Genomic DNA, 22257 nt, shown 5'->3' with positions numbered 1-22257 from the left:
CCCGTGAGGAACCGCCCATGAGAAAAACCGCGCAGTCCACCGACACTCACGGCAACGACGACGCCGAACTGACCGAGTTCGGCTACAGACCCGAGCTGAAACGCACCCTCGGCACCTTCCACACCTTCGCCGCCGGCATCAGCTACATCTCCATCCTGACCGGGACGTTCCAGCTGTTCTACTTCGGCTACGGCAGCGGCGGCCCCGCCTACTGGTGGTCATGGCCGATGGTCTTCGCCGGCCAGTTCATGGTCGCGCTGTGCTTCGCGGAACTCGCCGCCCGCCATCCCGTGGCCGGTTCCGTCTACAACTGGTCCAAGAAGATCGGCAATCCGCACCTCGGCTGGCTCGCCGGCTGGATGATGCTGATCGCCTCCATCGTGTCCATATCGGCCGTGGCGCTGGCCTACCAGTTGACGCTGCCGCAGATCTCGTCGTTCTTCCAGTTCGTGGGGGACGGCACCGGTACGTACGACGTGGCGACCAACGCGGTCATCCTGGCCGCGGTGTTGATCCTGTTCACGACCCTCGTGAACGCCTTCGGCGTCAAGCTGATGGCCCGGATCAACACGGCGGGCGTGTTCATCGAGTTGATCGCCACCGTCGTGTTGATCGTCCTGTTCGCCGTCCACATCACCCGCGGTCCCCAGGTCGTCATGGAGGCGCACGGCACCGGCGCGGGGTACGGCAACGGATACCTGGGGGCCTTCCTGGTGGCCTCGCTGGCCTCGGCGTACGTGATGTACGGCTTCGACACCGCCGCCTCACTCGGCGAGGAGTCCCTGGATCCGACCCGGAACGCGCCCCGGGCGATCATCCGGGCGATCGTCGCGTCCTTCGTCCTCGGCGGGTTGATTCTGTTGCTCGCCTTGATGAGCGTGTCCAGTCTGAACGGCGAGAAGCTGTCCACGGACGGTCTGCAGTACATCGTGCTGGACGTGCTCGGACCGACGGCCGGCAAGGCGATGCTGTGGTGCGTGCTGATCGCGGTGACGGTGTGCGCGCTGGCGGTGCACACGGCGGCGGTCCGGCTGGCGTTCGCGATGGCCCGCGACAACAACCTTCCCGCGTCCGCGAGGCTGGCCAGATGCCATCCGCGGTTCCGGACGCCGGTCCTGCCGACCGTGATCATCGGGGTCCTGGCGCTGGCGATCCTGGTGGTCAACATCCGTCAGCCGCAGATCTTCACCGTCGTCACCAGCATCGGCATCATCATGGTCTACCTCGCCTACCTGGGCGTCACGGTGCCCCTGCTGATCGCCCGGCTGCGCGGGAAGTGGCAGCCCGCGGGCGAGGGCCGCTTCTCGCTGGGCCGCTGGGGTCTGCCGGTCAACATCCTGGCCGTGCTGTGGGGCGGGGCCATGACACTGAACCTGATCTGGCCGCGGGCCGCCGTCTACAACGCCACGGAGCCCTACCACTGGTACCTGCGCTGGGGCGCGGTGCTGTTCGTCGCGGTCATCGCGGGCGGCGGTTTCGCCTACTACTGGTTCGTCCAGCGGCACCGCACCGGCGTGCTCGCCGAGCACCGCTCGGAGGTCCCGGCCCCCGCTTCCCTGACCGCACCGGCGGCCGACTGAGGACCGGAGGAGGACCATGAAGCGGGTGGGCGGGAGCGGAGCCGGCGCCCGGGCCGCAGGTGCGGGAGGCTTCCTTCAGGACACGGGCCGCTTGTACATCCTGGTCGCCGTGATCTCGCTGTGCACCGCCTCCCCCGCCCGGGGCTGCTGCGGCAGGCCCGGGCGGAGGTGCTCCTCGACGCTGATGTACTTCAGGCCCGCCCTGAGGTCGGCGTCGTTGCGCATCCGGATGACCAGGGGGAACTCGGCCAGCGCGGTGGTGTCGAACAGGCCCGTGGTGTACAGCAGCTGGACGCCGAGGGCGTCCGACACCGCCCGCTGGAGCTCCAGCAGGTAGGTGGCGTTGGCGCGTCCGATGGGGTTGTCCAGGAACAGCGTGCCCGCGTGCCGGTGCTTGTCGCGGCCCCGGTCGTTCGAGCGGAGCGCGGCCATCGTGCAGTACAGGGCGATGGCGGCGGTGAGCAGCTGGCCGCCGGAGAAGACGTCGCCCATCTGCCCGACGGGGACGCGTTCGGCGCGCAGTACCGCGTCGGGCTTGAGGATCTCGACGGCGACGCCCTTCGGCTGAAGGGCGGCGGCAACGCCTCGCAGCAGCAGGGACATGCCGTCGCGGCGCAGGTCGGAGTTCTTCTTCACGGCGGCGCGGGTCGCCTCGTCGATGACCTCGCCGAGCCGCTCGGTGAGCGTGGCCTGGTCGGGCTCCTCGAAGCGGATGCGCAGGAACTCCTGCCCAGACCACTCGCCGAGGCCCTCGGGCAGCCGGGAGAGCCGCTGGGCGGAGCGCAGGGTGGCCAGGGCCGATTCGACGAGTCCGCGCAGCCGGTCCACGATCGAGTCGCGGTTGCGTTCCAGTTGCGCCAGTTCGTCGGTGAGGACCCGCAGGCGGGGCGCGAAGGCGTCCGCCCACTTCTGCGCGTGCTCGGGCAGCGCGGAGGCGGGCAGTTCGCGGATCTGCTGCCGGGCCGGGGTGCGGACCTGCTCGTAGCGGGTGGAGTTGGCGTGCCGGACGAGGACGTCACTGGCCTCGCGGACGGCGGCCTCGGCGGCGGACAGGTCGGCGGCGCAGCCGCGCAGCGAGCGGCGGGCCTCGGCGGCGGACTGCCGGGCCTCCTCCGGGCTGCCGGGGTAGGGCTCGGTCTCCTCCTGCTCCTCCTCGGTGCCGTGCTCGCGCAGCAGGTCGCGGAGCATCGCGGCGATCTCGTCGAAGCCGCTCGCCGCGTCCTCGGCGGCGCGGTGGGCGTCGAGGAGTTCGGCGTGCGCCTCGCGGGCCTGGTTCAGCGCCTCGGTGTGCGAGGCGAGTTCGGCCGTGGCGGTGCGCAGGAGGGTCTGGGCGTGCTCGGCGTCGCGCGGCCGGAGCTCCTCGGGCAGGTCGGTGTGGGCCTCGCCGTCCTCGGGCGCGAGCCGTTCTGCCTCGCCGCGCAGCCGGCCGAGCTGCTCGCTCGCGGTCGACATGCGGGTCTCCAGGAGCTGCACCAGCTCCTCGGCCCGGGCGGCGGCGGCTTGGCGGCTGGGTCCGTCGGAGCCGTCGGGGGATTCGAGGAGCTGCTCCGCGCGCGTGCGGACCTTGTTGCTGAGCCGGTCCAGCTCCGTGCGCGCCGCGCTCTCGTCGCTCTCCGCACGGGCCTGCTCGGCGCGCAGGTCGGCGCCCACTCCGACCTTCTCGTACAGCTGGGATGCGGCCCGGTAGGCCTCGCGCAGTGCGGGCAGGGACGCCTTGGGGGCGTCGGCGTCGTCCTGCGGCACGTCGTCGGGGGCGCCGGCGATCTCGGCGCGCTCGGCACGCAGGGCGCGGGCGGTGCGGCGGGCGTCGTCGGCGGCGCGCTGAGCGGCACGCCGGTCCTCGTCGGCGGCCCGGGCCCGCTCCAGGCAGGCCTGGGCGCCCGCCTCGGACTCGGCCGCCTCGTCGGCCAGTTCGCGCAGTTTGACCTGCCAGCCGGCCCGTTCGCGCAGCCGGAAGGCGAGCCCGGCGAGGGCGTCGGCGGAGCGGCGTGCCTTCTGGGCGGCCTCCTGCCGCTCGTCCCGGACGCGGGCGGCCTCGGCGGCGGCTTCGTCGGCCTCGGCCCGGACGGTGCGCGCCTCGGCCAGTTCGGCCTCCGCCTCCTCGGCGAACGCGCGGGTGTCGTGCGCCGCCCGGGCCAGCTCGGTCAGCCGGCCGGCCGGGCAGCCGGTGCGCCAGGAGGCGAGCCGGGCGGCCAGCTCGCGGTCCTTGCCGAGCCGGGCGGCGAGCGTGCGGATCTCCTCGTCCCGCTCCGTGGCCCGGGCGCGCAGCGCCTGCCGCTCCTCGTCGGCGGCGTGTTCGTCGTGCATGGCCGGGTTCGGCGGCACGAGGAACACCTCGCCGTCGTCGGTGTCCGGGGCGGGTGTCGGGGCGAGCAGGGCGGCGGCGGTGCCGACGGCCACGGCGGAGCGGGGCAGCAGCGCCGCGTCGCCCAGGGCCTCCCGGGCGCGGGCGTGCGAGCCGGGGTCGGTGATGATCACGCCGTCGACGAGTTCGGGCCGGGCGGCCAGGACGCGCGCGTGGTCGGCCGGGTCGACGGCCTGGGCGAGGTAGCGCCAGCCGGGCAGTGCGGGGATGCCGTGCTCGCCGAGGAACTCGACCGTGGCCAGCACGTCCGGGCCGGGCGGCAGCAGGCCGCCGTCGCCGAGCGCGCCGAGGATGCGGGCGTCGTCGGCGGCGGCCGTCCGCAGGTCGAACAGCTGGCGTTCGGCGGAGGAGACGGCGTCGTCGAGGAGGGCGCGCAGGTCCTCGGCGCTGCGGTCGAGTTCCTCAGGGCTGAGCCCCTGCTCGCCGGCGGCGGGCCGGGCAGTCGGCTCGCCGTCCGTGCCGTGGCGGGGCTGCGGGATGCCCGGGCGGGTCTCGGGGGTCAGGCCGAGGAGTTCCGCCAGGCGCTCCTCCCCCGCCAGCGCCTCGGCCGTGCGGCGCTCGGCCTGGTAGGCCCGCTCCGCGGCCGTGGCCGCGTCGGCCGCGCGGGCCGCGGTCAGTTCGGCCCGGGTCTCGGTGGCGGCGGCCTCGCGCGCGTGCTCGGTGGCGCGGCGGGAGGCCTCGCGGGCGGAGTCCCAGGCCGCGACGGCGGTCTTCTCGGCGTCGCTGGCGGCGAGGGCCGCGCGGGCCGGGTCGGCGTCCGGCGCGCTGTCGTCGAGCCAGCCGGCCCGGACGGCCTCGGCGGTCTCCTGCTCGACCTCGGCCAGGCGCTGCTTGAGGTGCCCGATCTCGCTGCGGGCGCGCTGCGCCTGCGTGGCGGCGGCGGTGGAGTCCCGGTAGGCGGCGTCGCTGACCTCCTGGAGGGCGGCGGAGCGCTCCTCCTCCTCGTTGGCGTGGTGCTCGGCCTTCTCGGCGGCCGCGTGCAGGGCCTGGACCAGGTCGACGGCGGCCTTGGCGCGGGCGGCCAGCGCCGGGGCGGCGTCTCGTTCGGCCTCCTGGATCGCGGCGGACACGCGGGCGACGCGGTCGGCGGCCGCACGGTGGCGCAGCACGGCCTCGGCGGCCTGCCAGGCCGCGTACAGCGTGCGGGCGTCGGCCAGTTCGCGCTTCTGCGCGGCGGCGGACTTCTCCGCGGCCGCGAGCGCCAGGGAGGCGTGCCGGTAGGCGAGTTCGGCGGAGATCAGCGCGCTGCGCTCGCGGGCCGCCTCGGCGTGGGTGACGGCGTACGCGGCGGCGGTGACCCGCTGGGCGAGGTCGGCGGCGCGGGCCCGCTCCCGCACACCGCGGGCGGACAGCCTGCGGGCCAGGGTGCGGGTGCGGCGCTCGGCCGCCGCGTGGACGTCCCGCGCGCGTGAGCGGGCCTCGGCGGATTCGACGATCCGTCCGAGCAGGTCGACGGAGCCGGCGGTGAAGTCGCGTTCGGCGATCAGCTCGGCGCGCCGGCCCAGCTTGTTGCCGAAGCCGCTGACGAGGTCGGCGAGCCCGTCGGTGTCGCGCGTGTCGGTGACGGCGCGCAGCAGCAGGTCGGTGAAGTCGGCGTCCTTCTTGACCGCGAAGAGGCCGGCGGCCTCGCCTTCGTCGGCGTTCATCTCGCGCTGGTAGCGGAAGAGTTCGGGGTCGAGGCCGAGGTCGCCCAGGTGCTCGATCCAGCGGTCGTGGATCTCCTCCCAGTGCACCTCCAGGTGCGGGTAGGTCCTGCCCGCCTCGGTGAGGGCGTCGCGGAAGCCCTTCATCGTGCGGCGCCGCCCGCGCGCCCCCGACTGGCCCTCGACCGGGGGCCGTACGGCGGTGGACTCGGCGACGGGGAGGTTGTCGAGGCTCAGCCCGGGCCCGGGCCGGAAGGAGTACCAGGCCTCGGCGAACTTGCGCGGGTCGTTGGAGACCTGCCGTCCGCGCCACTCGCTGACCTTGCCGACGACGACGCACTCACCGGTCAGCACGTGCTGCCACTCCAGGGCGACGTGCCCGCAGTCGTCGGCGAGGAGGAACTTGCGCAGCACGCCGGAGCTGGCGCCGCCGAGGGTGTTGCGGTGGCCCGGCAGCATCACCGAGAAGATCAGCTTGAGCAGCACCGACTTGCCGCCGCCGTTCTCCAGGAACAGCACGCCCGCGGGCGCGGGTCGGCGGGGCGGGCCGACCGGCTCGTCCTCGAAGAACTCCGCCTGGGTGGGCGCGGGGTCGGGCACGAGGTCGCCCACGCCCCGCAGGTCGAGCACGGTGTCGGCGTAGCGCGCACCGGCGGGCCCGATGGAGTAGAGGCGGACGCGGGACAGCTCGTACATGGCGGACTCTCGTAAGTCTTCGGCAGGTGGGGGGAGTTCAGAAGGAGTGGAACGGCAGCCCGGCGTCGGCGACCAGGTCCAGGTCGTCGCTCTCCTCGGGGGGCAGCAGCGTGGGCGTGCCGTCGGTGACCGGGACGACGCCCAGGTCCAGCAGCTCGGCGAGGGCGGCGCTGCCGGCCATGTCGCGGACCTGGAGCTGGTAGCGGGCGGTGGTGCGGTACGTGCCGCCGTTGTCGTCGCCGGTGCGCTGGAGGAAGCCGGAGTCGGTGAGGAAGGCGACGGCCTTGGCGACGATGCCGGTGGTCGAACCGGCCAGCCGGCGCGCGTCCTTGGTGGCGCCGGTGGCGCTGCGCCGCACCCAGATGCGCCAGGCGGCCTCCAGGCCGGGCGCGTCGGTGACCGGGTCGGTGTTCTCGCCCTGCTCGGCGGCGCGCTCCTCCAGGCGGCGGCAGGCCTGGCGCACGAAGGCGTCGACGCCGTTGACCGTGACGCGGCCGATGTAGCCGTCGTCGGCGAGGTCCTCGGGGCGGGGGAACGCCATGGCGGCGACGGCGAGATGGGCCAGTCCGTGCAGGAACCGGTCGCCGCCGTCGGCGGACGTGCGACGCGCGTAGTCGCCCATGCGGACGGCGAACACCGAGTCCTCGGCGGCGGTCACGGCCATCCCCGCGCGCGGGGACACCTCCAGCACGATCAGGCCGAGACCGGTCGCCACCGCGTCGGCGAGCCGCGCGAACGGCGGGTCCTCGCGGTAGCGCCGCAGCAGGTCCGCGTACTCCTGGTCGCGGGCGGGCTGCAGCTTGGGCTGCAGCCCGAAGGAGACGAGCCGAGCCGCGTCGGCGGCGTCGGCGGGGGTGACGGCGGCGGTGGCCGCGGGGACCGTCCCCTCCGGCTCACTCCACTCGACGTGCTCGCTCACGGTCGGGACTCCTCGTGCCACTCGTGCCGCTCGTACTGACTCATGCTGCTTCCGTGCCGGCTCATGCCGCTTCCGTCCGGTCCGCGGCCATCCCCGCCGCGTCCAGCAGTGCGGTGCCGACGATCAGGTCGGCCCCGCCGAACTCCGGATCGTCCAGTTCCGTCCCGTCGTCCACGGCGAACAGCAGCTTCTGCTCCCCCTGCCGGTAGGCCGTACCGACCGGCGGACTCGCGGCGTGCACCGCCAGCAGCGCCACCAGGTACGGCAGCTCGGGGTCCTGCCGCCGGGCCTCGGCCAGCAGCCCGGACAGCCGGCGCGGCGCGTCCGCCGGCAGGTCCAGCAGCTCCTGCGCCGCCGCCAGCTGCTCCTCGCTGAACCGGCTGTCGTCCGGCGTGGCGATCAGGTCCGGCTCGGGCATCTCGGCGCCGAGGTGCTCCCGCTCCACCGGCGGCGTCAGCAGTATGTCGACCAGGTCACCGAGCCGGACGGAGACGGGCGTGCGCAGTCCCGTGCCGCGCCCGAAGAAGGCGTCCGTGACGCGCACGGCCTGTTCCAGGGGCAGCGGCAGCACCGGCGAGAGGAGATGCCCGTACAGGTCTATGCCCGATGTGGTCATCGGCGTCGCGAAGGCCTGCCGGTCCTGCTCGGCGCGGAACAGCGGCCCGGCCTCCAGCAGCCGGGACTGCAGCTGCGTGTGCCGCCGGATGCAGTCCTTGACGATGTCGACCAGCTCGGCGGCGCGGCGCTTGTGCTCCGGGTCCTCGGACTCGTCGCGTGCCTTGCGGATGTTGGTGAGGATCGCGTTCTCGTGCCGGTAGCGGTCGGCGACGTGCTCCAGGGCCTCGGCGATCATGTCGGGCACCGCGCTGAGCCAGTCGACCGCGCGGACGTTGCGCCGGGTCGCGTCCAGGGCCTTGCGCAGCGTTTCCGAGTACTGCACGGTCCGGTAGCGGGCCTGTTCGGCGGCGAGCTGGGCGTCGGCGAGCCGGCCGCGGCTGATCAGCACCTCCAGCTTGACCTCGGCGGCGATCTGCGCGCTGGTGACGTCCGTGTCGAGGGCGCCGACGAGGACGTTGACCGCCTCGTCCGTCGTGCGGAGGTACACCGTGCCGCCCGGGCCGGGGACCTCTTCGATCAGCTTGAAGTCGTAGTCCCGGCGCACGTACGTGCCGTCCGCCCCGAACGTGCCGTACACGGCGCGGAAGCCGCGGTCGACGCTGCCGACGTTGATCAGGTTCTCCAGGACCCAGCGGGCCACCCGCTCGTGCTCGGCGGCGGGGCGCCGCGGGGCCTGGGCGGCGATGCGCGGGACGAGGCGGGCGACGACCTGGTCGTGGTCCGCGCCCGTGTCGAAATCCATGTTCAGGGTGACGAGGTCGATGGCCGCGAGGGCGATTTCCGCCATGCCGTACACCGAGTACTCGCCGGCGAGATTGGCCTTGCGCGCGTCGAGGTCGTGCAGCGGGGCGGTGCAGGCGAGCGCGCGCAGGCGCCGCGCCAGGCCCTCGTCGGCGGCCGGCCCCGGTGCGGGGCGCGGCCCCGCGCTGAGCTGGGGCGGAGCGCTGTCCGTCGATGCAGGCGAAGTCACGGTGCACAGACTAGGTCCTGGGTCCGACATCGGCCCAAACGACGCGTTGGCCTCCGCGCCGCCCGGTGCTCAGCCGTCCTCTCCGACGCGGCGGCGGTACACCTCGACGACCCGCTCCAGCGAGTCGTCGAGGTAACCGGCGAGCAGGCGCTCGGCCTGTTCCCGGTCCCCGGCCTCAAGGGCCTGCAGAATCGCGACATTTCGCGCGATGTACGGCTCGTGCAGCGGCTGCGGTTCGTCCACCACGTGGAACGCCAGGCGCAGTTCGGCGAAGACGCTGCGCATCAGCTCGGCCGTGCGTTCGCTCCCGGCCAGCGCCACCAGCTCCCGGTGGAAGTGGATGTTCGCCGTACCCACTCCCTTCCAGTCACCTTCGCGGGCCGCGCGCCGCCCCTCCGCCACGGCGGCGGCCGGCCCGTCGAGACGGTACGGCGGCTCCCCCAGGCCCCGGACCACGGCGCACTCGACCAGTCGCCGGGTGCGGTAGATGTCCTCGACGTCCTCCACGGTCAGCACCCGGACGAAGACGCCCCGGTTGAGCTCGTGGACGAGCAGGCGTTCGTGGGTGAGCAGCCGGAACGCCTCGCGCAGCGTGTTGCGGGAGACCCCGAGCGCGCCCCCGATGCTGTCCTCCGACAGCCGGGTCCCGGGCGGGAAGTACCCCTCGGCGATGCGGCTCCTGAGGATGTCCGAGACCCGTTCCGCGGTGCTGGTGCGCCCGAGGAGGGCCCGGTCGTCGGCGAGGTCCTTCAGCTGCTCTGCCATGCCAGGGATTCAATCGCAGATCCCAAGAACGAACCAACATGGGTATTGAGGGATCGTTGAACAATCCTCTACGGTGCTACGCAGGGCGCCGCCTCCCCACCGCGGCGCCGATCGCTCCCGCACGGCCCGCTCACTTCGAAGCACCCTCCGTCCTCCCTCTGCGAGGTGCCCATGAGCACGACCCCTCCACCGCAGGCCCTGACCGACGAGGCACGTCCCGCGTCCGCCGAACGCACCCCGGACGCCGGGGCGTTCGGCTGGCTGCGGGCCCTGGGCCCGCGCGGCCGCCGCGCGTTCGCCGGCGCCTTCGGCGGCTATGCGCTGGACTCCTACGACTACTTCACGCTGCCGCTCAGCATGGTCGCGCTGTCGGCCTACTTCGGCCTGAACAGCGGCCAGACGGGCCTGTTCACGACGGTCACCCTGGTGGTGTCCGCGGTCGGCGGCGCCCTCGCGGGCGTCCTCGCGGACCGCATCGGCCGGGTCAAGGCCCTGATGATCACGGTGATCACGTACGCGGTCTTCACCGTCGCCTGCGGCTTCGCGCCCAACTACGAGACGCTGCTGGTCTTCCGCGCCCTGCAGGGCCTCGGTTTCGGCGGCGAGTGGGCGGTCGGGGCGATCCTGGTCGCCGAGTACGCGAGCGCCAAGCACCGGGGCCGCACCCTCGGCGCGATCCAGAGCTCCTGGGCGGTGGGCTGGGGTCTCGCCGCGATCGTCTACACGGTCGTCTTCTCGCTGGCCGGCGACGACCTGGCCTGGCGCATCATGTTCTGGACCGGGGCGCTGCCCGCGCTGCTGGTCATCTGGCTGCGGCGCAGCGTGCACGACGCGCCCGAGGCGACCGCGGCGCGTGAACAGAGCGCGGAGAAGGGCTCGTTCAAGGCCATCTTCAAGCCCGGACTGCTGCGGGTCACGCTCTTCGCCGGACTGCTGTCGACGGGTGTCCAGGGCGGCTACTACACGCTGGCCACCTGGGTGCCGACGTATCTGAAGTCCGAGCGCGACCTGTCGGTCGTGGGCACCGGCGGCTATCTGACGTTCCTCATCTCGGGCGCCTTCATCGGCTACCTCACCGGCGGCTACCTCACCGACAGGCTGGGCCGGCGGCGCAACATCTGGCTCTTCGCCCTGCTGTCGGCGCTGTGCATCCTGGCGTACGCGAACATCCCGAGCGGCGCCAACACCCTGCTGCTGGTGCTCGGTTTCCCGCTCGGGTTCTGCATGTCGGCGATCTTCAGCGGCTTCGGCTCGTACCTGAGCGAGCTGTACCCGACGGCGGTGCGCGGCACGGGGCAGGGCTTCACGTACAACACCGGGCGCGCGGTGGGTGCCGTGTTCCCGACGACGGTCGGTTTCCTGGCGGACAGCTGGGGCGTGGGCGGCGCGCTGGTCTTCGGCGCGATCGGCTACGGCATCGCGGCGCTGGCGCTGTTCGGGCTGCCCGAGACGCGCGGGAAGGAGCTCACGTGAACCGCACGAGCGCCGGGGACCGTCCCGTGGTCCTGGTCGACGAGCACGCGCGCGCGTGGAGCCCGGAAACGGCCCGGGCCCGCTTCCGCGACGGCCTCACCGGCCCCACGGCCGGGGTCGCGGGCGGCCACACCCAGGTCAACCTGATCTCGGTGCCCGCCGACTGGGCCTACGACATGCTGCTGTTCTGCCAGCGCAACCCCAAGCCGTGCCCCGTCCTGGACGTCACGGACGCCGGGTCCTGGACGACCGTGCTCGCCGAGGGCGCCGACCTGCGCACCGACCTGCCGCGCTACCGGGTGTGGCGGGACGGCGAGCTGGTGGACGAGCCGACCGACGTGCGCGAGTACTGGCGGGAGGACCTGGTGTCGTTCCTCATCGGGTGCAGCTTCACCTTCGAGTGGGCGCTGGGCGAGGCGGGCGTGCCGATCCGCCACGTCGAGCAGGGCCGCAACGTCCCGATGTACGTGACGAGCCGGCCGTGCCGTCCGGCGGGGCGGCTGCACGGGCCGCTGGTGGTGTCGATGCGGCCGGTGCCGCCCCGGCACCTGTCGGCGGCGATCCGGGAGAGCAGCCTGCTGCCCGCGGTGCACGGCAGCCCGGTGCACTGCGGTGACCCCGCCGGGCTCGGCATCGGCGACCTCGGCCGCCCCGACTTCGGCGACCCGGTGGACGCCGAGCCGGACGACATCCCGGTCTTCTGGGCGTGCGGGGTGACTCCGCAGGCCGCCGTCATGGCCTCGCGTCCGCCGTTCGCCCTCACCCATGCCCCGGGGCAGATGTTCCTCACCGACGCCCGCGACGAGCAGTACCGCGTGGCCTGACAGGAGACACTGGATTCATGGCCTGCATCGACCTGAACGCCGACCTCGGCGAAGGCTTCGGCCGCTGGCACCTCACCGACGACGAACGCCTGCTGTCCGTCGTCACCAGCGCCAACGTGGCCTGCGGCTTCCACGCCGGGGACGCGGTCACCATGCGCCGGGTGTGCGCGCTGGCGGCCGAGCGCGGGGTGCGCATCGGCGCCCAGGTGTCCTACCGGGACCTGGCCGGGTTCGGGCGGCGCGCGATGGACGTGCCGCCCGCCGAACTCGCGGCCGAGGTCGCCTACCAGATCGGCGCCCTGGAGGTGTTCGCGCGCGCGGCCGGCTCCCGCGTGGCCTACGTCAAACCGCACGGCGCGCTCTACAACCGGGTCGTGCGCGACGAGGAGCAGGCCGCCGCGGTCGTCGACGGAGTACTCCTCGCGGACGGCGCGCTGCCCGTCCTCGGCCTGCCCGGCTCGCGCCTGCTGGAGCTGGCCGGAAAGGCGGGGCTGCCGGTCGTCACGGAGGCGTTCGCGGACCGCGCCTACACCGACGCGGGCACCCTGGTGCCCCGCTCCCGGCAGGGCGCGGTGATCACCGATCCGGACGCCGTCGTCGAGCGGTCCCTGGGCCTGGCCTCCTCCGGCGAGGTCGTGTCCGAGTCCGGGGTGCGGATCCCGGTGCGCGCCCGGTCCCTGTGCCTGCACGGCGACACGCCCGGCGCGGTGGAACTGGCCCGCCGGGTCCGTGAGCGGCTGGAGTCCTCCGGAGTCCGGGTGGAGGCCTTCGCATGAAGGTGCTGCCCGTCGGCGGCGACGCCCTGCTCGTCGAGGTCTCCTCGGGCGACGAGGCCCAGGCCCTGCACGCGGAACTGCTGCGGCGCCGCGCCGAGGGCTCGCTGTCCGCCCGTGAGATCGTCCCGGCGGCCCGCACGGTCCTCCTCGACGGACTCGACGCGCCCGCCCGGGTGGCCGCCGAACTGACCGCGGCCGACCTCCCGCCCGCTCCCCCGACCACGGGCGACGTGATCGAGATCCCCGTGCGCTACGACGGCCCGGACCTGGCCGACGTCGCCGCGCACTGGGGCGTGCCGGAGCCGGAGGTGGCCCGTATCCACGCGGGCACCGGGTTCCGGGTCGCCTTCTGCGGCTTCGCACCCGGCTTCGGCTATCTCACCGGCCTGCCGCCCCGCTACGACGTCCCGCGCCGCGCCACCCCACGCACCTCGGTCCCGGCCGGGTCGGTGGCGCTGGCGGGCCCCTACACGGGTGTCTACCCGCGTTCCTCGCCGGGCGGCTGGCAGCTGATCGGCACCACCGACGCCGTGCTGTGGGACCACGCGCGCGTGCCGGCCGCGCTGCTGTCGCCCGGCGCGCGCGTGCGGTTCGTCCCCGAGGCGCGGTCATGACGGACCGCGCACTCGCCGTCGTACGCGCCGGGGCCCTCACCACCGTGCAGGACCGGGGCCGCCCCGGGCACGCGCACCTCGGCGTGCCCCGTTCCGGGGCGCTGGACGGGCCCGCGGCGCAGCTCGTCAACCGGCTGACCGGCAATCCGCCCGGCGCGGCCGTGCTGGAGACGACCCTCGACGGCTGTGCCGTCCGGCCGCGTTCGGACGTCACGGTGGCGGTGGCGGGCGCGCCCTGCCGGGTCACGGTGGACGGACGGCCCGCCGCCTGGGCCGCGCCGGTGCGGGTGCCGGGCGGTGCGCTGCTGGACATCGGTCCGGCCCTCTCGGGCGTGCGCGCCTACGTGGGCGTCTCGGGAGGCATCGCCGTCGAGCCGGTGCTCGGCAGCCGCTCGACCGACCTGCTGTCCGGCCTCGGCCCGGTCCCCCTCACCGACGGCACGGTGCTGCCGCTGGGCCGGCCCACGGGCGTCCACGCGCGCGTGGACGTCGCCCCGCAGCCGGCGCCGCCGGCCGAGCTGGTCCTGCGGGTGGCACTCGGCCCGCGCGAGGACTGGTTCACGCCGGAGGCCGTGCGGGCCTTCGTCTCCCGCACCTACCGGGTGTCCCCCGCGAGCAACCGCATCGGCCTGCGCATGGACGGGCCCGCCCTGGAGCGCGGCCGGCCCGGGGAACTGCCCAGCGAGGGGATGGTGCTGGGGGCCGTCCAGGTCCCGCCGGACGGCCGGCCCGTGGTGTTCCTGGCCGACCATCCGACGACCGGGGGCTACCCGGTGATCGCCGTCGTCCACCCGGCCGACCTCCCGGCCGCCGCCCAGGCGATGCCGGGCACGCCGGTGCGCTTCGTGCCGGTGCGCCGCCGCTGGGCCCGGCCGCGCCGACCCGGGGTCGGCCCACGGGAACCGGACCGGGCATGCGCACCCTGACGGCAGGTCGACGGTGATGTGCCGTCCGCGGGACGGCGGGGGTTGTTTCGCGCAGTTCCCCGCGCCTCTTGGGGCACAACACCCGGCCCGGTCAGGCCGCGTCCGCCTGTTCCGCCCCGGACAACGCGGCCAGGGCCGCGGACACGGCCGCCGAGGCCCGCAGGTCCAGCCGGGTACTCGTGCCCCGGGCGCGATGCCGGAGTTCGTCGGCGGCGAGGGTCAGCAGCTGGGGCAGCAGGTCGGTGCACCGGCGCGCCACCCATCCGGTGCCGGCCGTGGCCAGCCACCACCAGCTCGCCGACCTCGTCGGGCCGGGGGACTCCGGCTCCGGCGACGGCGCGGGCCCGGCGGCGAGACCGTGCTCCGCGAGCAGCGCGTGGAAGCGCAGGGCCAGCTGCCGGTGCCCCCGCTCCCCCGGATGCAGCCGGTCCGCGCTCCACATGGCCCGGTCGGTGACCCAGTCGCCCTCGCAGGCGTGCAGGTGCAGCGCCCCGTACCGGTCGGACAGGGCGTGCACCACCGTGTTCACGGCCCGTTGCCGCCGGGCCAGCGGATGCGCCAGCGCCCCCGGCAGCCCGAGCATCCTGCCCGGGTCGGGCAGGCAGGCCGTGAGCAGGACCGCGCCCTGTCCGGTACAGGCCGCGTACACCTGGTCGAGCCGGGCCGCCACGGCCTCGATGTCGAAGGTGCAGCGCAGGGTGTCGTTGACGCCGACGACGACGGACACGAGGTCGGGCCGCAGCTCCAGCGCGGTGGGCAGCTGCCGCTCCAGCACGTCCCTGGTCTGCGACCCGCTCACCGCGAGGTTGGTGAACCGGACGTCTCCCGTCCCCAGCCCGGCGGCGAGCAGTGCGGCCCAGCCGCGCCACCCGTCGCCCGCCGGGTCTCCCACCCCCTCGGTCAGCGAGTCCCCGAGGGCCACGAACCTCACGGGCCCCTCCCGCCGGCGGGACGCCCTCGCGCCCGGCACGGGTCTCATGCCACGCCCCCGGGCGCGTACGGCCGCACGGGGACGGCGGCGTCATGGGCGGCGAGGAACGCGTCGACGGCCGCGTCCCAGCCGAAGCACTCCGCACGCGCGCGTGCGGCCTCGCGGCGGTCCGTCTCCCGGCGTTCCAGCAGCAGGTCCACGGCGTCCGCGAAGGCCTCCCCGCGGTCCGCGGCGACGGCTCCGGCGGAGCCGATCACCTCCGGCAGCGCCGACGACGCGCTCGCCACCACGGGCGTGCCGCAGGCCATGGCCTCCAGCGCGGCGAGCCCGAAGGTCTCGGCGGGACCGGGTGCCAGGGCCACGTCGGCGGACGCCTGGAGCGCGCCGAGCAGGGCATGGTCGGACAGGTGCCCGAGGAAGGTGACCGGCAGGCCGCTCTCGCGCGCCCGCTGTTCGAGCCGGGGCCGCAGCGGGCCGTCCCCGGCCACCACCAGCGCCGCCCGGCGTCCGCGCCGCCGCAGCGCCTCCAGGGCGTCCAGTGCCGTGCCGGGCCGCTTCTCCACGGACAGGCGCGAGCACATCACCAGCAGCGTCTCGTCCTCGCGCGCGTGCCGCGCCCGCAGCCCCGCGTCGCGCAGGGCCGGGTGGCGCTGCTCCAGGTCGACGCCGAGCGGGGCCCGTACGACGTTGCGCGCCCCGATCCGCACGAACTCCCGCTCGGCGAACTCGGTGGTGCACACCACGCGCGCGTACGTGTGGGCCGTACGGACGTTGAGGGCGTCGGCGGCGCGCCGGGCGGCCCCCTCGGGCAGGCCCCAGGTGCGCAGGACGCCGTCGGCGGTCTCGTGGGAGACCATCACGGCCGGGACCCGGGCGCGCCGGGCCCACTTGCCGGTCCACCGCAGGGTCGTGCGGTCGGACACCTCCAGGCGGTCGGGCGCGAGTTCCTCCAGGAGCCGGGCCACCCGCCGTCTGTCGGCCAGGACGCGGTAGCCGCCGGTGCCGGGCAGCAGCGGCCCCGGGAGCGTGATCACCCGGCCCTGTTCCGTCTCGCGGTCGCTGGTCCGCTCGCCGGGGACCACCAGGACGGGCTCGTGGCCCGCCGCCCGGTAACCCCTGCCGAGTTCGCGCAGGGCGGTGCGCAGACCGCCGGAGGCGGGCGCGACGAAGTTGGCGAGCCGGACGATCCGCAGCGGCCGGTGGCCGGGGGTGTGGGCGTTCACGCCGCCACCGCCGTCCGGCGCCCGGCGAGCACGTCCGTGTAGTGCCCGATCAGCCGGTCGCCGACGGCCGCCCAGGTGCGGCCCTCGACGGTGGCGCGAGCGGCGGCGCCGAAGGCGCTGCGCAGCGCGGGCTCGGCGGCCAGGGCCCGCACCGCGTCCCGCACGGCGGCCGCGTCGCGCGGCGGCACCAGCAGACCGGTGTGCCCGTGCGCCACCAGGTCGAGCGGTCCGCCCGCGGCGGGTGCCACGACGGGCAGGCCGCTGGCCATGGCCTCCTGGACGGTCTGGCAGAAGGTCTCGAACGGGCCCGTGTGCACGAAGAGGTCCAGTGAGGCGAAGACCCGGGCGAGGTCGTCTCCGGTGCGGCGGCCGAGGAAGACGGCGCCGGGCAGCGTCTGTTCCAGCGAGGGCCTGCTGGGTCCGTCGCCGACGATCACGACCCGGACGCCGTTCAGACCGCAGGCTCCGGCGAGGAGTTCGACCTGCTTCTCGGGGGCGAGCCGGCCGACGTAGCCGACGATCAGCTCGCTGTTCGGCGCGAGTTCGCGGCGCAGCGCCTCGTCGCGGCGGTCGGGCCGGAACCGTTCGGTGTCGACGCCGCGCGGCCACAGCTCGACTCGGGGCACCCCGTGGGTCCGCAGGTCGCGCAGGGCCGCGCTGGAGGGGGCGAGGGTGAGGTCGGCGGCACCGTGGACGGAGCGGATGCGCCGCCAGGCGGCGGCCTCTCCGGCGCCCATGTAGGTGCGGGCGTATCCGGCCAGGTCGGTCTGGTAGACGGCGACGGCGGGGATGCCGAGCCGGGCGGCGGCGGCCATGCCACGCACCCCGAGGACGAAGGGGCTGGCCAGGTGGACGACATCGGCACGGTGCTCGACGAGGGTGGCGGCCAGGCGGCGGCTGGGGAGGGCGACGCGGACCTGGGGGTAGCCGGGGAGCGGGAGGGAGGGGACGTGGACGACGGGGCACGGGGCGGACGCGTCGGGCTTGGTCCCCGGGGCGGGGGCCGGGGCGACGACGACGGGGGCGTGACCGCGCTCGACGAGGTGCCGGGCGGTCTGGAGCGCGCAGTGGGCCACGCCGTTCACGTCGGGGGGAAAGGATTCGGTCACGATGACGACACGCATACCGGTGTTGTCGCCGTGCCGGACGTGGCCGCGTCAACGTCGATCTTTCCGGCCGAGGAACGTCCCATGAGCGTTCCGATGCGCACCCGCGCAGGTCAGGCCGTGTCCATGCCCTCCTGACCCGCGAGCCACCGGGCGTTCATCTCGGTGGCCTGATGCGGCCTTGGCAGTCCCTCGTGGAGGGGGTCACACGGCGGTTTCCTCCGGGCCGATCCGGCTGCGTACGGCCGTCTGGACCTCGGCCTCCTCGGCGGGGTCGGCGGCGAGCCGGCGCAGGCGCTCGACGACGCGGGCGTCTCCGGTCTCGGCGTGCCGGGCGGCGAGTTCGCGGGTGGTCTCCTCGCAGTCCCAGAGGCATTCGACGGCGAAGCCGGTGGCGAAGGAGGGGTCGGTGGCGGCGAGGGCGCGGGCGGTGCGGCCGCGCAGGTGGGAGGAGGCGGTCTCGCGGTAGACGTGGCGCAGGACGGGTGCGGCGCAGCCGATGCCGAGCCGTCCGGTTCCGTCGACCAGGGTCCACAGGGTCGGTGCGTCCGGACCTTCGCCCCGTACGGCCTCCCGCAGGGCCGCGAGGACCAGGTCGCGGTCTTGTGCGCCGCCCCGGCAGGCCAGGACGCGTCCGGCGGCGGCGCCGAGGGCGTCGGGCCGCCGGGCCCAGCCGCGTGCCCGGTCGACGGCGGCGAGGGAGCGCATCCGCTCGAAGGCGTCGACGGCGGCGTCCACGACGACCGTCGAGCCGGTGGCCACGGCGCCCTCGATCAGGTCGAGGGCGTCGGGATCGTTGCCGTCGGCGAGGTAGCGCAGGGCGGTGCACCGGGCACCGTCACCGCCGTCCCGCGCGGCCCGGACGATCTCCGCCCGGTCCTCGGGCCCCGCCACCGCGGTGAGACAGCGGGCGGCCGGGACGTGCAGCGCGGCGCCGCGTTCGAGGCCCTGCTGGGCCCATTCGAAGACGGCCTGCACGCTCCATCCGGGGCGCGGCCCGGACGGGCGCAGCTGGCGCTGCCAGCGGTCGAAACAGCCGGCTTCGTGGGCGGCACGCACGCGTGAGGCGACGGATGCGCGGGGATCCTCCGCCCACAGCCGCCAGGGCCGGGGTTCGAAGGCGTCCCGGACGGTCGCGGCCAGCTCGGCCTCGCCCTCCGGGTCGGCCGGGAACCGTGCGAGGACGGGGGCGGCGAGGGCGCGCAGGCCCGCGTCGTCGTCCCGCAGGGCGAGCTCGTCGAGGGCCCAGGCCCAGTTGGTGCCGTGGGCGGCGTATCTGCGCAGCAGTTCGAGCGCGTCCCGCCTGCCGTAGGAGGCGAGGTGCCCGAGGACGGCGAGGGCGAGCCCGGTGCGCGACTCGTCGGCGTCGAGGACGTCCTCGGCGTCGAAGAGGTGGGCCTCGATCTCGTCCAGCTCGCCGTTCAGGTCGAGGTAGAGGCGGGCGTAGTAGAGGGAGCGGTTCTCCACCTGCCAGTCGTGGCGGGGATCGCGCAGCACGCAGTGGTTCAGCGCCGCGAGCGCCTCGGGGCGCGGGGCGGTGAGCGCGTGCAGTGTGCCGTCGCCACGGCCCCGCTGGAGCAGGCCGAGCAGCGTACCGCTGGGCGCTATGACCGGATCGAACATGGGAAACAGCCTCACATCAAGCGTCGACGCAACCGGGGACGTGTACTACCTGGCCGCGCGACAACACGTCGGAGTGCCCGCCGTTTCCTGCTTGCTGTAGACCATCTTCCTCTGCCTCTCGTCGGTGGCCCTTGCGGACCGCGTCACGGCCCGCGCGGTGCGGCAACACCTGCCCAACCATCACGTCCGTGAACCACGTCGTCATGATGACTCGGCACTTCCGTCTGCCGCGACCGAAATTTCGGCGGCCCCGTTCCGCCTCCCCCGTTTCTCGTGTCGTTCCAGGTCAGCCCGGTGGGCCTAGTGCGCGCCGAACAGTTCGAGCAGTTCCGTCCGGCCGAACATGCGGGCCGTGTCGACGGCTGAGGGCGTGCCCGCGGACGGGTCGGCGCCGCCCTCCAGGAGGGCCTTGATGACATCCGTCTCGCCCTTGAAGACGGCCCCCGCGAGCGGGGTCTGGCCCCGGTCGTTCACCCGGTCCGCCTCGGCGCCGCGGGCGAGCAGCGCGCGGACCGCGTCGGAGTGGCCGTGGTAGGCGGCGAGCATCACGAGCGAGTCGCCGCGGTCGTTGGTGAGGTTGGCCGGGACACCCGCGTCGACGTACGCCACGAGCGCCTCGGTCTGTCCCCGCCGGGCCAGATCGAAGATCTTGGTCGCCAGCTCCACGACCTCGGGGTCGGGGACTTCGGTCATCTGCCGGACCGCCTCTCCATCACGTCTCGCCGGGTGCGTACGCCTGCGCCGGGTGCAGCCGTACGAGTGAATCGCCAGGGTACTGGCTCGCGCGGCACATGACCCGATGTGCCCGAGGTAAAGATCACCACAGACGTGGCCCGGCGCAACAGCCGAGCTCGACCGGATCACGGACCACTCCGCCGCTCGGGGGAAATCGTCCGAATTTCACCCAGTTGCACCTTTTATCGTATGGATACATCCTGTGAGCCTGGAAGTACTCATGGTGACTGTCCCCGCGAACCAGGAGAACTCAAATGATCCTGTCCATCTCAGGCGTGGTCCTGCTCGGCATCGTCGTCTTCATCTTCTTCCGCAAGGACGGCCTGAAGGCCTCCCACGCGGTGGTGGCGATGCTGTTCGGCTTCTACCTGGCGAGCACGGCCATCGCCCCGAGCATCAAGGCGGGCGGCGAGAGCCTGGCGAGCCTCCTCGGCGGCATCAAGTTCTGACGAGCCCACTTCCCGTACGCAACCCGCCCGTACGCACCGACTGGAGGCAGCAGTGGCCCGGCGCCCCCTCCCCCGCATTCTGAGCAACGGCAGCGCCCAGCTCGCCCGGAGCCGGGAGCTGGCCCGGACGGCCGCCGACAGCGCCACCGACGTCCTCCACCCGCTGATCACGATCACGCGGGGTCTGCGCCGGCTGGCAGCGGCCGGCCGGCGCAGATGGACCGAGACCCCGAAGGAGAGACGGGGGGCGCTGCTGTTCCTGGTGGCCTCCGTGATCCTGGTGGTGGCCCTGGTGCCGTACGGGCCGCTGCTGGCCGCCGTCACCCTGATGGCGGCCGCGGCCTGGCAGGGCCGGGATCGCACTCCGGCCACTCCCGACGGGCCCGACGAGTCGCAGAGCGAGCGTCTGAAGTCGCTGTACGAGGCGCTCGTGCCGTACTTCTCCACCGCCGAGGACCCCGAGCCGCTGTACGCGCACGGCGGCGCGTGGGACAAGGCCTTCCCCACCTACGGCTTCGACGGCGGCGGCCGGATCTCCCACCTGGTGGTGCGCTACCCGGCGTACTTCACCGACGGCGAGGCCGAGTCCCGCGCGCGGATCGAGCACCTCCTCGCGGCCAAGTCCGGCCGCGGCCGCGAGTACCACTTCACGTGGGACGAGGAGGGCAACCAGTTGACGCTCGGCGTGCTGCTGCCCCTCCCCGTCGACATCACCGCCCAGCGCTTCGTCACCGCTCCCGGCGAGACGGTCCTGGGCTTCACCGACCCGACCCACGTCCGGCGCACACTGCCCCTCGGCCACGGCGCACAGCAGCGGGACGTCCCCCCGGTCGTCTGGCGCACCGGCCTGCGCTCCACGGAGCCGCATCTGCTCGTCCTCGGCCAGCCGGGCAGCGGTGTGTCCACGCTGCTGCGCTCCATCGCGCTGCAGGCCCTCCAGCACGGGGACGTGGTGATCGTCGACGGCGGTGGCACCGGCGAGTACGCCTGCCTCACCGGCCGGGACGGCGTCCTGGCCGTCGAGTGCGGTCTCAGCGGGGCGACGGCCAGCCTGGAATGGGCGGCGACCGAGACGGAGCGCCGGCTCATCGCGGCCAACCGCGCCCACCAGGCGGGCCATCCCCCGCCCGACGACACCAGGCGGCCGCTGTGGATCCTCCTGGACCGGCCCACCGCGTTCACCCACCTGGCCGCGGCGGACGACCGCAAGGACCCGCAAGCCCTCCTCCAGGTGCCCCTGCGGCACGGCCGCCCGGCGAACGTGACGGTGGTGGTGGCCGACCAGCTCGACTGCTTCGAGGCCCTCGTCGAGCCGGTCCGCCGGCACACCCGCGCGCGCGTGGTCCTCGGACCGGCCTCGGCCGACCAGCTCCAGTCGGTGCTCGGCGCGCCCCCGCACACCACGCCCATCGACGAGATCCCGCCCGGCCGCGGGTACGCCCGTCTGGGCACGGGCCCGGTCCACCGCCTCCAGGTCCCGGCGACGCCGAACCCCTACGACGACGCGACCCCTGAGGCGCACCGGGAGGCGGTCCTCGCCCTCCTCCCGCCCCGCACGACACCGGCGGACGGGGAGACGGTCCCGGAGCCGGACGGCTCGCCCGGCGAGCCCGAGCCGCTGCCGACGGAACAGGCACCGGAACCGGTGACCGCCGAGCCGGTTCCGGCACCGGTCACCGCGGAGCCGGTGCCGGCGACGGTGACCGCGGAGCCCGCCCCCGCGGCGGTGACCGCGCAGCCGCCGGAGCCGCAGCCCGATCCGGTGCCGGTCCTCACCAAGGAGCCGCTGCCGAACCCGGTCCCGGTCCTGACCAAGCCGACGGAGGCCAAGCGGGGCTGACCGCCGTCGTCCGCACGTGAGACACGTGAAGCCATGTGGCGGCACGTGACGGCGTCACGGCCGGCCCCGCTAGGGCCTGTCGGTTGGATCACGCCGCAGACGCGCGCACGGAACAGCACCGTCACTTTCCTGCGACCTGATCCGAACGACAGGCCCTAAGCCACGAAGGTGCGCGGCGCCT

Annotated in this window: 17 protein-coding genes; 8 read left to right on the top strand and 9 right to left on the bottom strand. The window is 74.4% G+C overall.

Translation table 11 applies throughout. The features are described 5' to 3' along the window. Positions 1 to 17 precede the first annotated feature (17 nt). Positions 18 to 1580 (top strand): amino acid permease, encoded by a 1563-nt coding sequence (locus tag RIN80_RS14550; protein WP_309096007.1) that lies wholly within the window; start codon positions 18 to 20, stop codon positions 1578 to 1580. 75 nt (positions 1581 to 1655) lie between these two features. Here RIN80_RS14550 and RIN80_RS14545 read toward each other — a convergent pair whose 3' ends face one another. The 4 genes from RIN80_RS14545 to RIN80_RS14530 all read right to left on the bottom strand — a co-directional run bounded on the left by RIN80_RS14545 (position 1656) and on the right by RIN80_RS14530 (position 9556). Next, complete coding sequence (locus tag RIN80_RS14545) at positions 1656 to 6284, bottom strand: hypothetical protein (RefSeq protein WP_309096001.1); 4629 nt, start codon at positions 6282 to 6284, stop codon at positions 1656 to 1658. A gap of 37 nt (positions 6285 to 6321) precedes the next feature. Beyond that, positions 6322 to 7203 (bottom strand): hypothetical protein, encoded by an 882-nt coding sequence (locus RIN80_RS14540; protein ID WP_309096000.1) that lies wholly within the window; start codon positions 7201 to 7203, stop codon positions 6322 to 6324. A 61-nt stretch (positions 7204 to 7264) separates the two neighbouring features. Next, entirely contained in the window at positions 7265 to 8791 is a 1527-nt protein-coding gene (locus RIN80_RS14535) for a hypothetical protein (RefSeq protein ID WP_309095999.1), read from the bottom strand. Between the two features lie 69 nt (positions 8792 to 8860). Then, positions 8861 to 9556 (bottom strand): GntR family transcriptional regulator, encoded by a 696-nt coding sequence (locus tag RIN80_RS14530; protein ID WP_309095998.1) that lies wholly within the window; start codon positions 9554 to 9556, stop codon positions 8861 to 8863. Between the two features lie 171 nt (positions 9557 to 9727). Between RIN80_RS14530 and RIN80_RS14525 the strand changes: the two genes are divergently transcribed. The 5 genes from RIN80_RS14525 to RIN80_RS14505 are packed head-to-tail and all read left to right on the top strand — an operon-like array spanning position 9728 to position 14169. Then, positions 9728 to 11029: an MFS transporter gene (locus tag RIN80_RS14525; protein ID WP_309095997.1), complete on the top strand. Its 1302-nt coding sequence runs from the start codon at positions 9728 to 9730 to the stop codon at positions 11027 to 11029. Next, entirely contained in the window at positions 11026 to 11853 is an 828-nt protein-coding gene (locus RIN80_RS14520; RefSeq protein WP_309095996.1) for a putative hydro-lyase, read from the top strand. Before RIN80_RS14525 ends, RIN80_RS14520 begins: the two co-directional genes overlap by 4 nt. Positions 11854 to 11870: 17 nt before the next feature. Further along, the gene (locus RIN80_RS14515) at positions 11871 to 12629 is read left to right on the top strand and encodes a 5-oxoprolinase subunit PxpA (RefSeq protein ID WP_309095995.1); all 759 of its coding nucleotides are present in this window, start codon (positions 11871 to 11873) and stop codon (positions 12627 to 12629) included. Further along, positions 12626 to 13243, top strand: a complete 618-nt coding sequence (locus RIN80_RS14510; RefSeq protein ID WP_309095994.1) for an allophanate hydrolase subunit 1 — start codon at positions 12626 to 12628, stop codon at positions 13241 to 13243. The genes RIN80_RS14515 and RIN80_RS14510 overlap by 4 nt, the downstream gene beginning before the upstream one ends. After that, positions 13240 to 14169 (top strand): biotin-dependent carboxyltransferase family protein, encoded by a 930-nt coding sequence (locus RIN80_RS14505; RefSeq protein ID WP_309095993.1) that lies wholly within the window; start codon positions 13240 to 13242, stop codon positions 14167 to 14169. Before RIN80_RS14510 ends, RIN80_RS14505 begins: the two co-directional genes overlap by 4 nt. A gap of 91 nt (positions 14170 to 14260) precedes the next feature. Here the strand turns inward: RIN80_RS14505 and RIN80_RS14500 are convergent, their stop codons facing one another. The 5 genes from RIN80_RS14500 to RIN80_RS14480 form a co-directional block, all read right to left on the bottom strand. Beyond that, positions 14261 to 15148 (bottom strand): SGNH/GDSL hydrolase family protein, encoded by an 888-nt coding sequence (locus RIN80_RS14500; protein ID WP_309095992.1) that lies wholly within the window; start codon positions 15146 to 15148, stop codon positions 14261 to 14263. After that, positions 15145 to 16323, bottom strand: coding sequence for a glycosyltransferase (locus RIN80_RS14495; protein ID WP_309095991.1), 1179 nt, complete (start codon positions 16321 to 16323; stop codon positions 15145 to 15147). Before RIN80_RS14495 ends, RIN80_RS14500 begins: the two co-directional genes overlap by 4 nt. Further along, positions 16320 to 17447 (bottom strand): glycosyltransferase family 1 protein, encoded by a 1128-nt coding sequence (locus RIN80_RS14490; RefSeq protein WP_309095990.1) that lies wholly within the window; start codon positions 17445 to 17447, stop codon positions 16320 to 16322. Before RIN80_RS14490 ends, RIN80_RS14495 begins: the two co-directional genes overlap by 4 nt. A gap of 186 nt (positions 17448 to 17633) precedes the next feature. Further along, entirely contained in the window at positions 17634 to 19052 is a 1419-nt protein-coding gene (locus RIN80_RS14485; protein WP_309095989.1) for a HEAT repeat domain-containing protein, read from the bottom strand. Positions 19053 to 19352: 300 nt separating this feature from the next. Continuing rightward, positions 19353 to 19745 carry an ankyrin repeat domain-containing protein gene (locus RIN80_RS14480; RefSeq protein WP_309095988.1) on the bottom strand — a complete coding sequence of 131 codons (393 nt, stop codon included), beginning with the start codon at positions 19743 to 19745 and terminating at the stop codon, positions 19353 to 19355. 296 nt (positions 19746 to 20041) lie between these two features. Here RIN80_RS14480 and RIN80_RS14475 point away from each other — a divergent pair, with 296 nt between their 5' ends. Then, positions 20042 to 20236, top strand: a complete 195-nt coding sequence (locus RIN80_RS14475) for a hypothetical protein (protein WP_030843336.1) — start codon at positions 20042 to 20044, stop codon at positions 20234 to 20236. A gap of 52 nt (positions 20237 to 20288) precedes the next feature. Next, a complete protein-coding gene (locus tag RIN80_RS14470) occupies positions 20289 to 22076 on the top strand; it encodes a hypothetical protein (protein WP_309095987.1) in 1788 nt (595 codons plus the stop codon). Positions 22077 to 22257: the final 181 nt, after the last annotated feature.

The organism is Streptomyces sp. (genome assembly GCF_031181705.1).
Lineage (GTDB): Bacteria > Actinomycetota > Actinomycetes > Streptomycetales > Streptomycetaceae > Streptomyces.
Note: the sequence above shows the minus strand (reverse complement) of the source record. Positions and strands in the feature narration are given on the sequence as shown.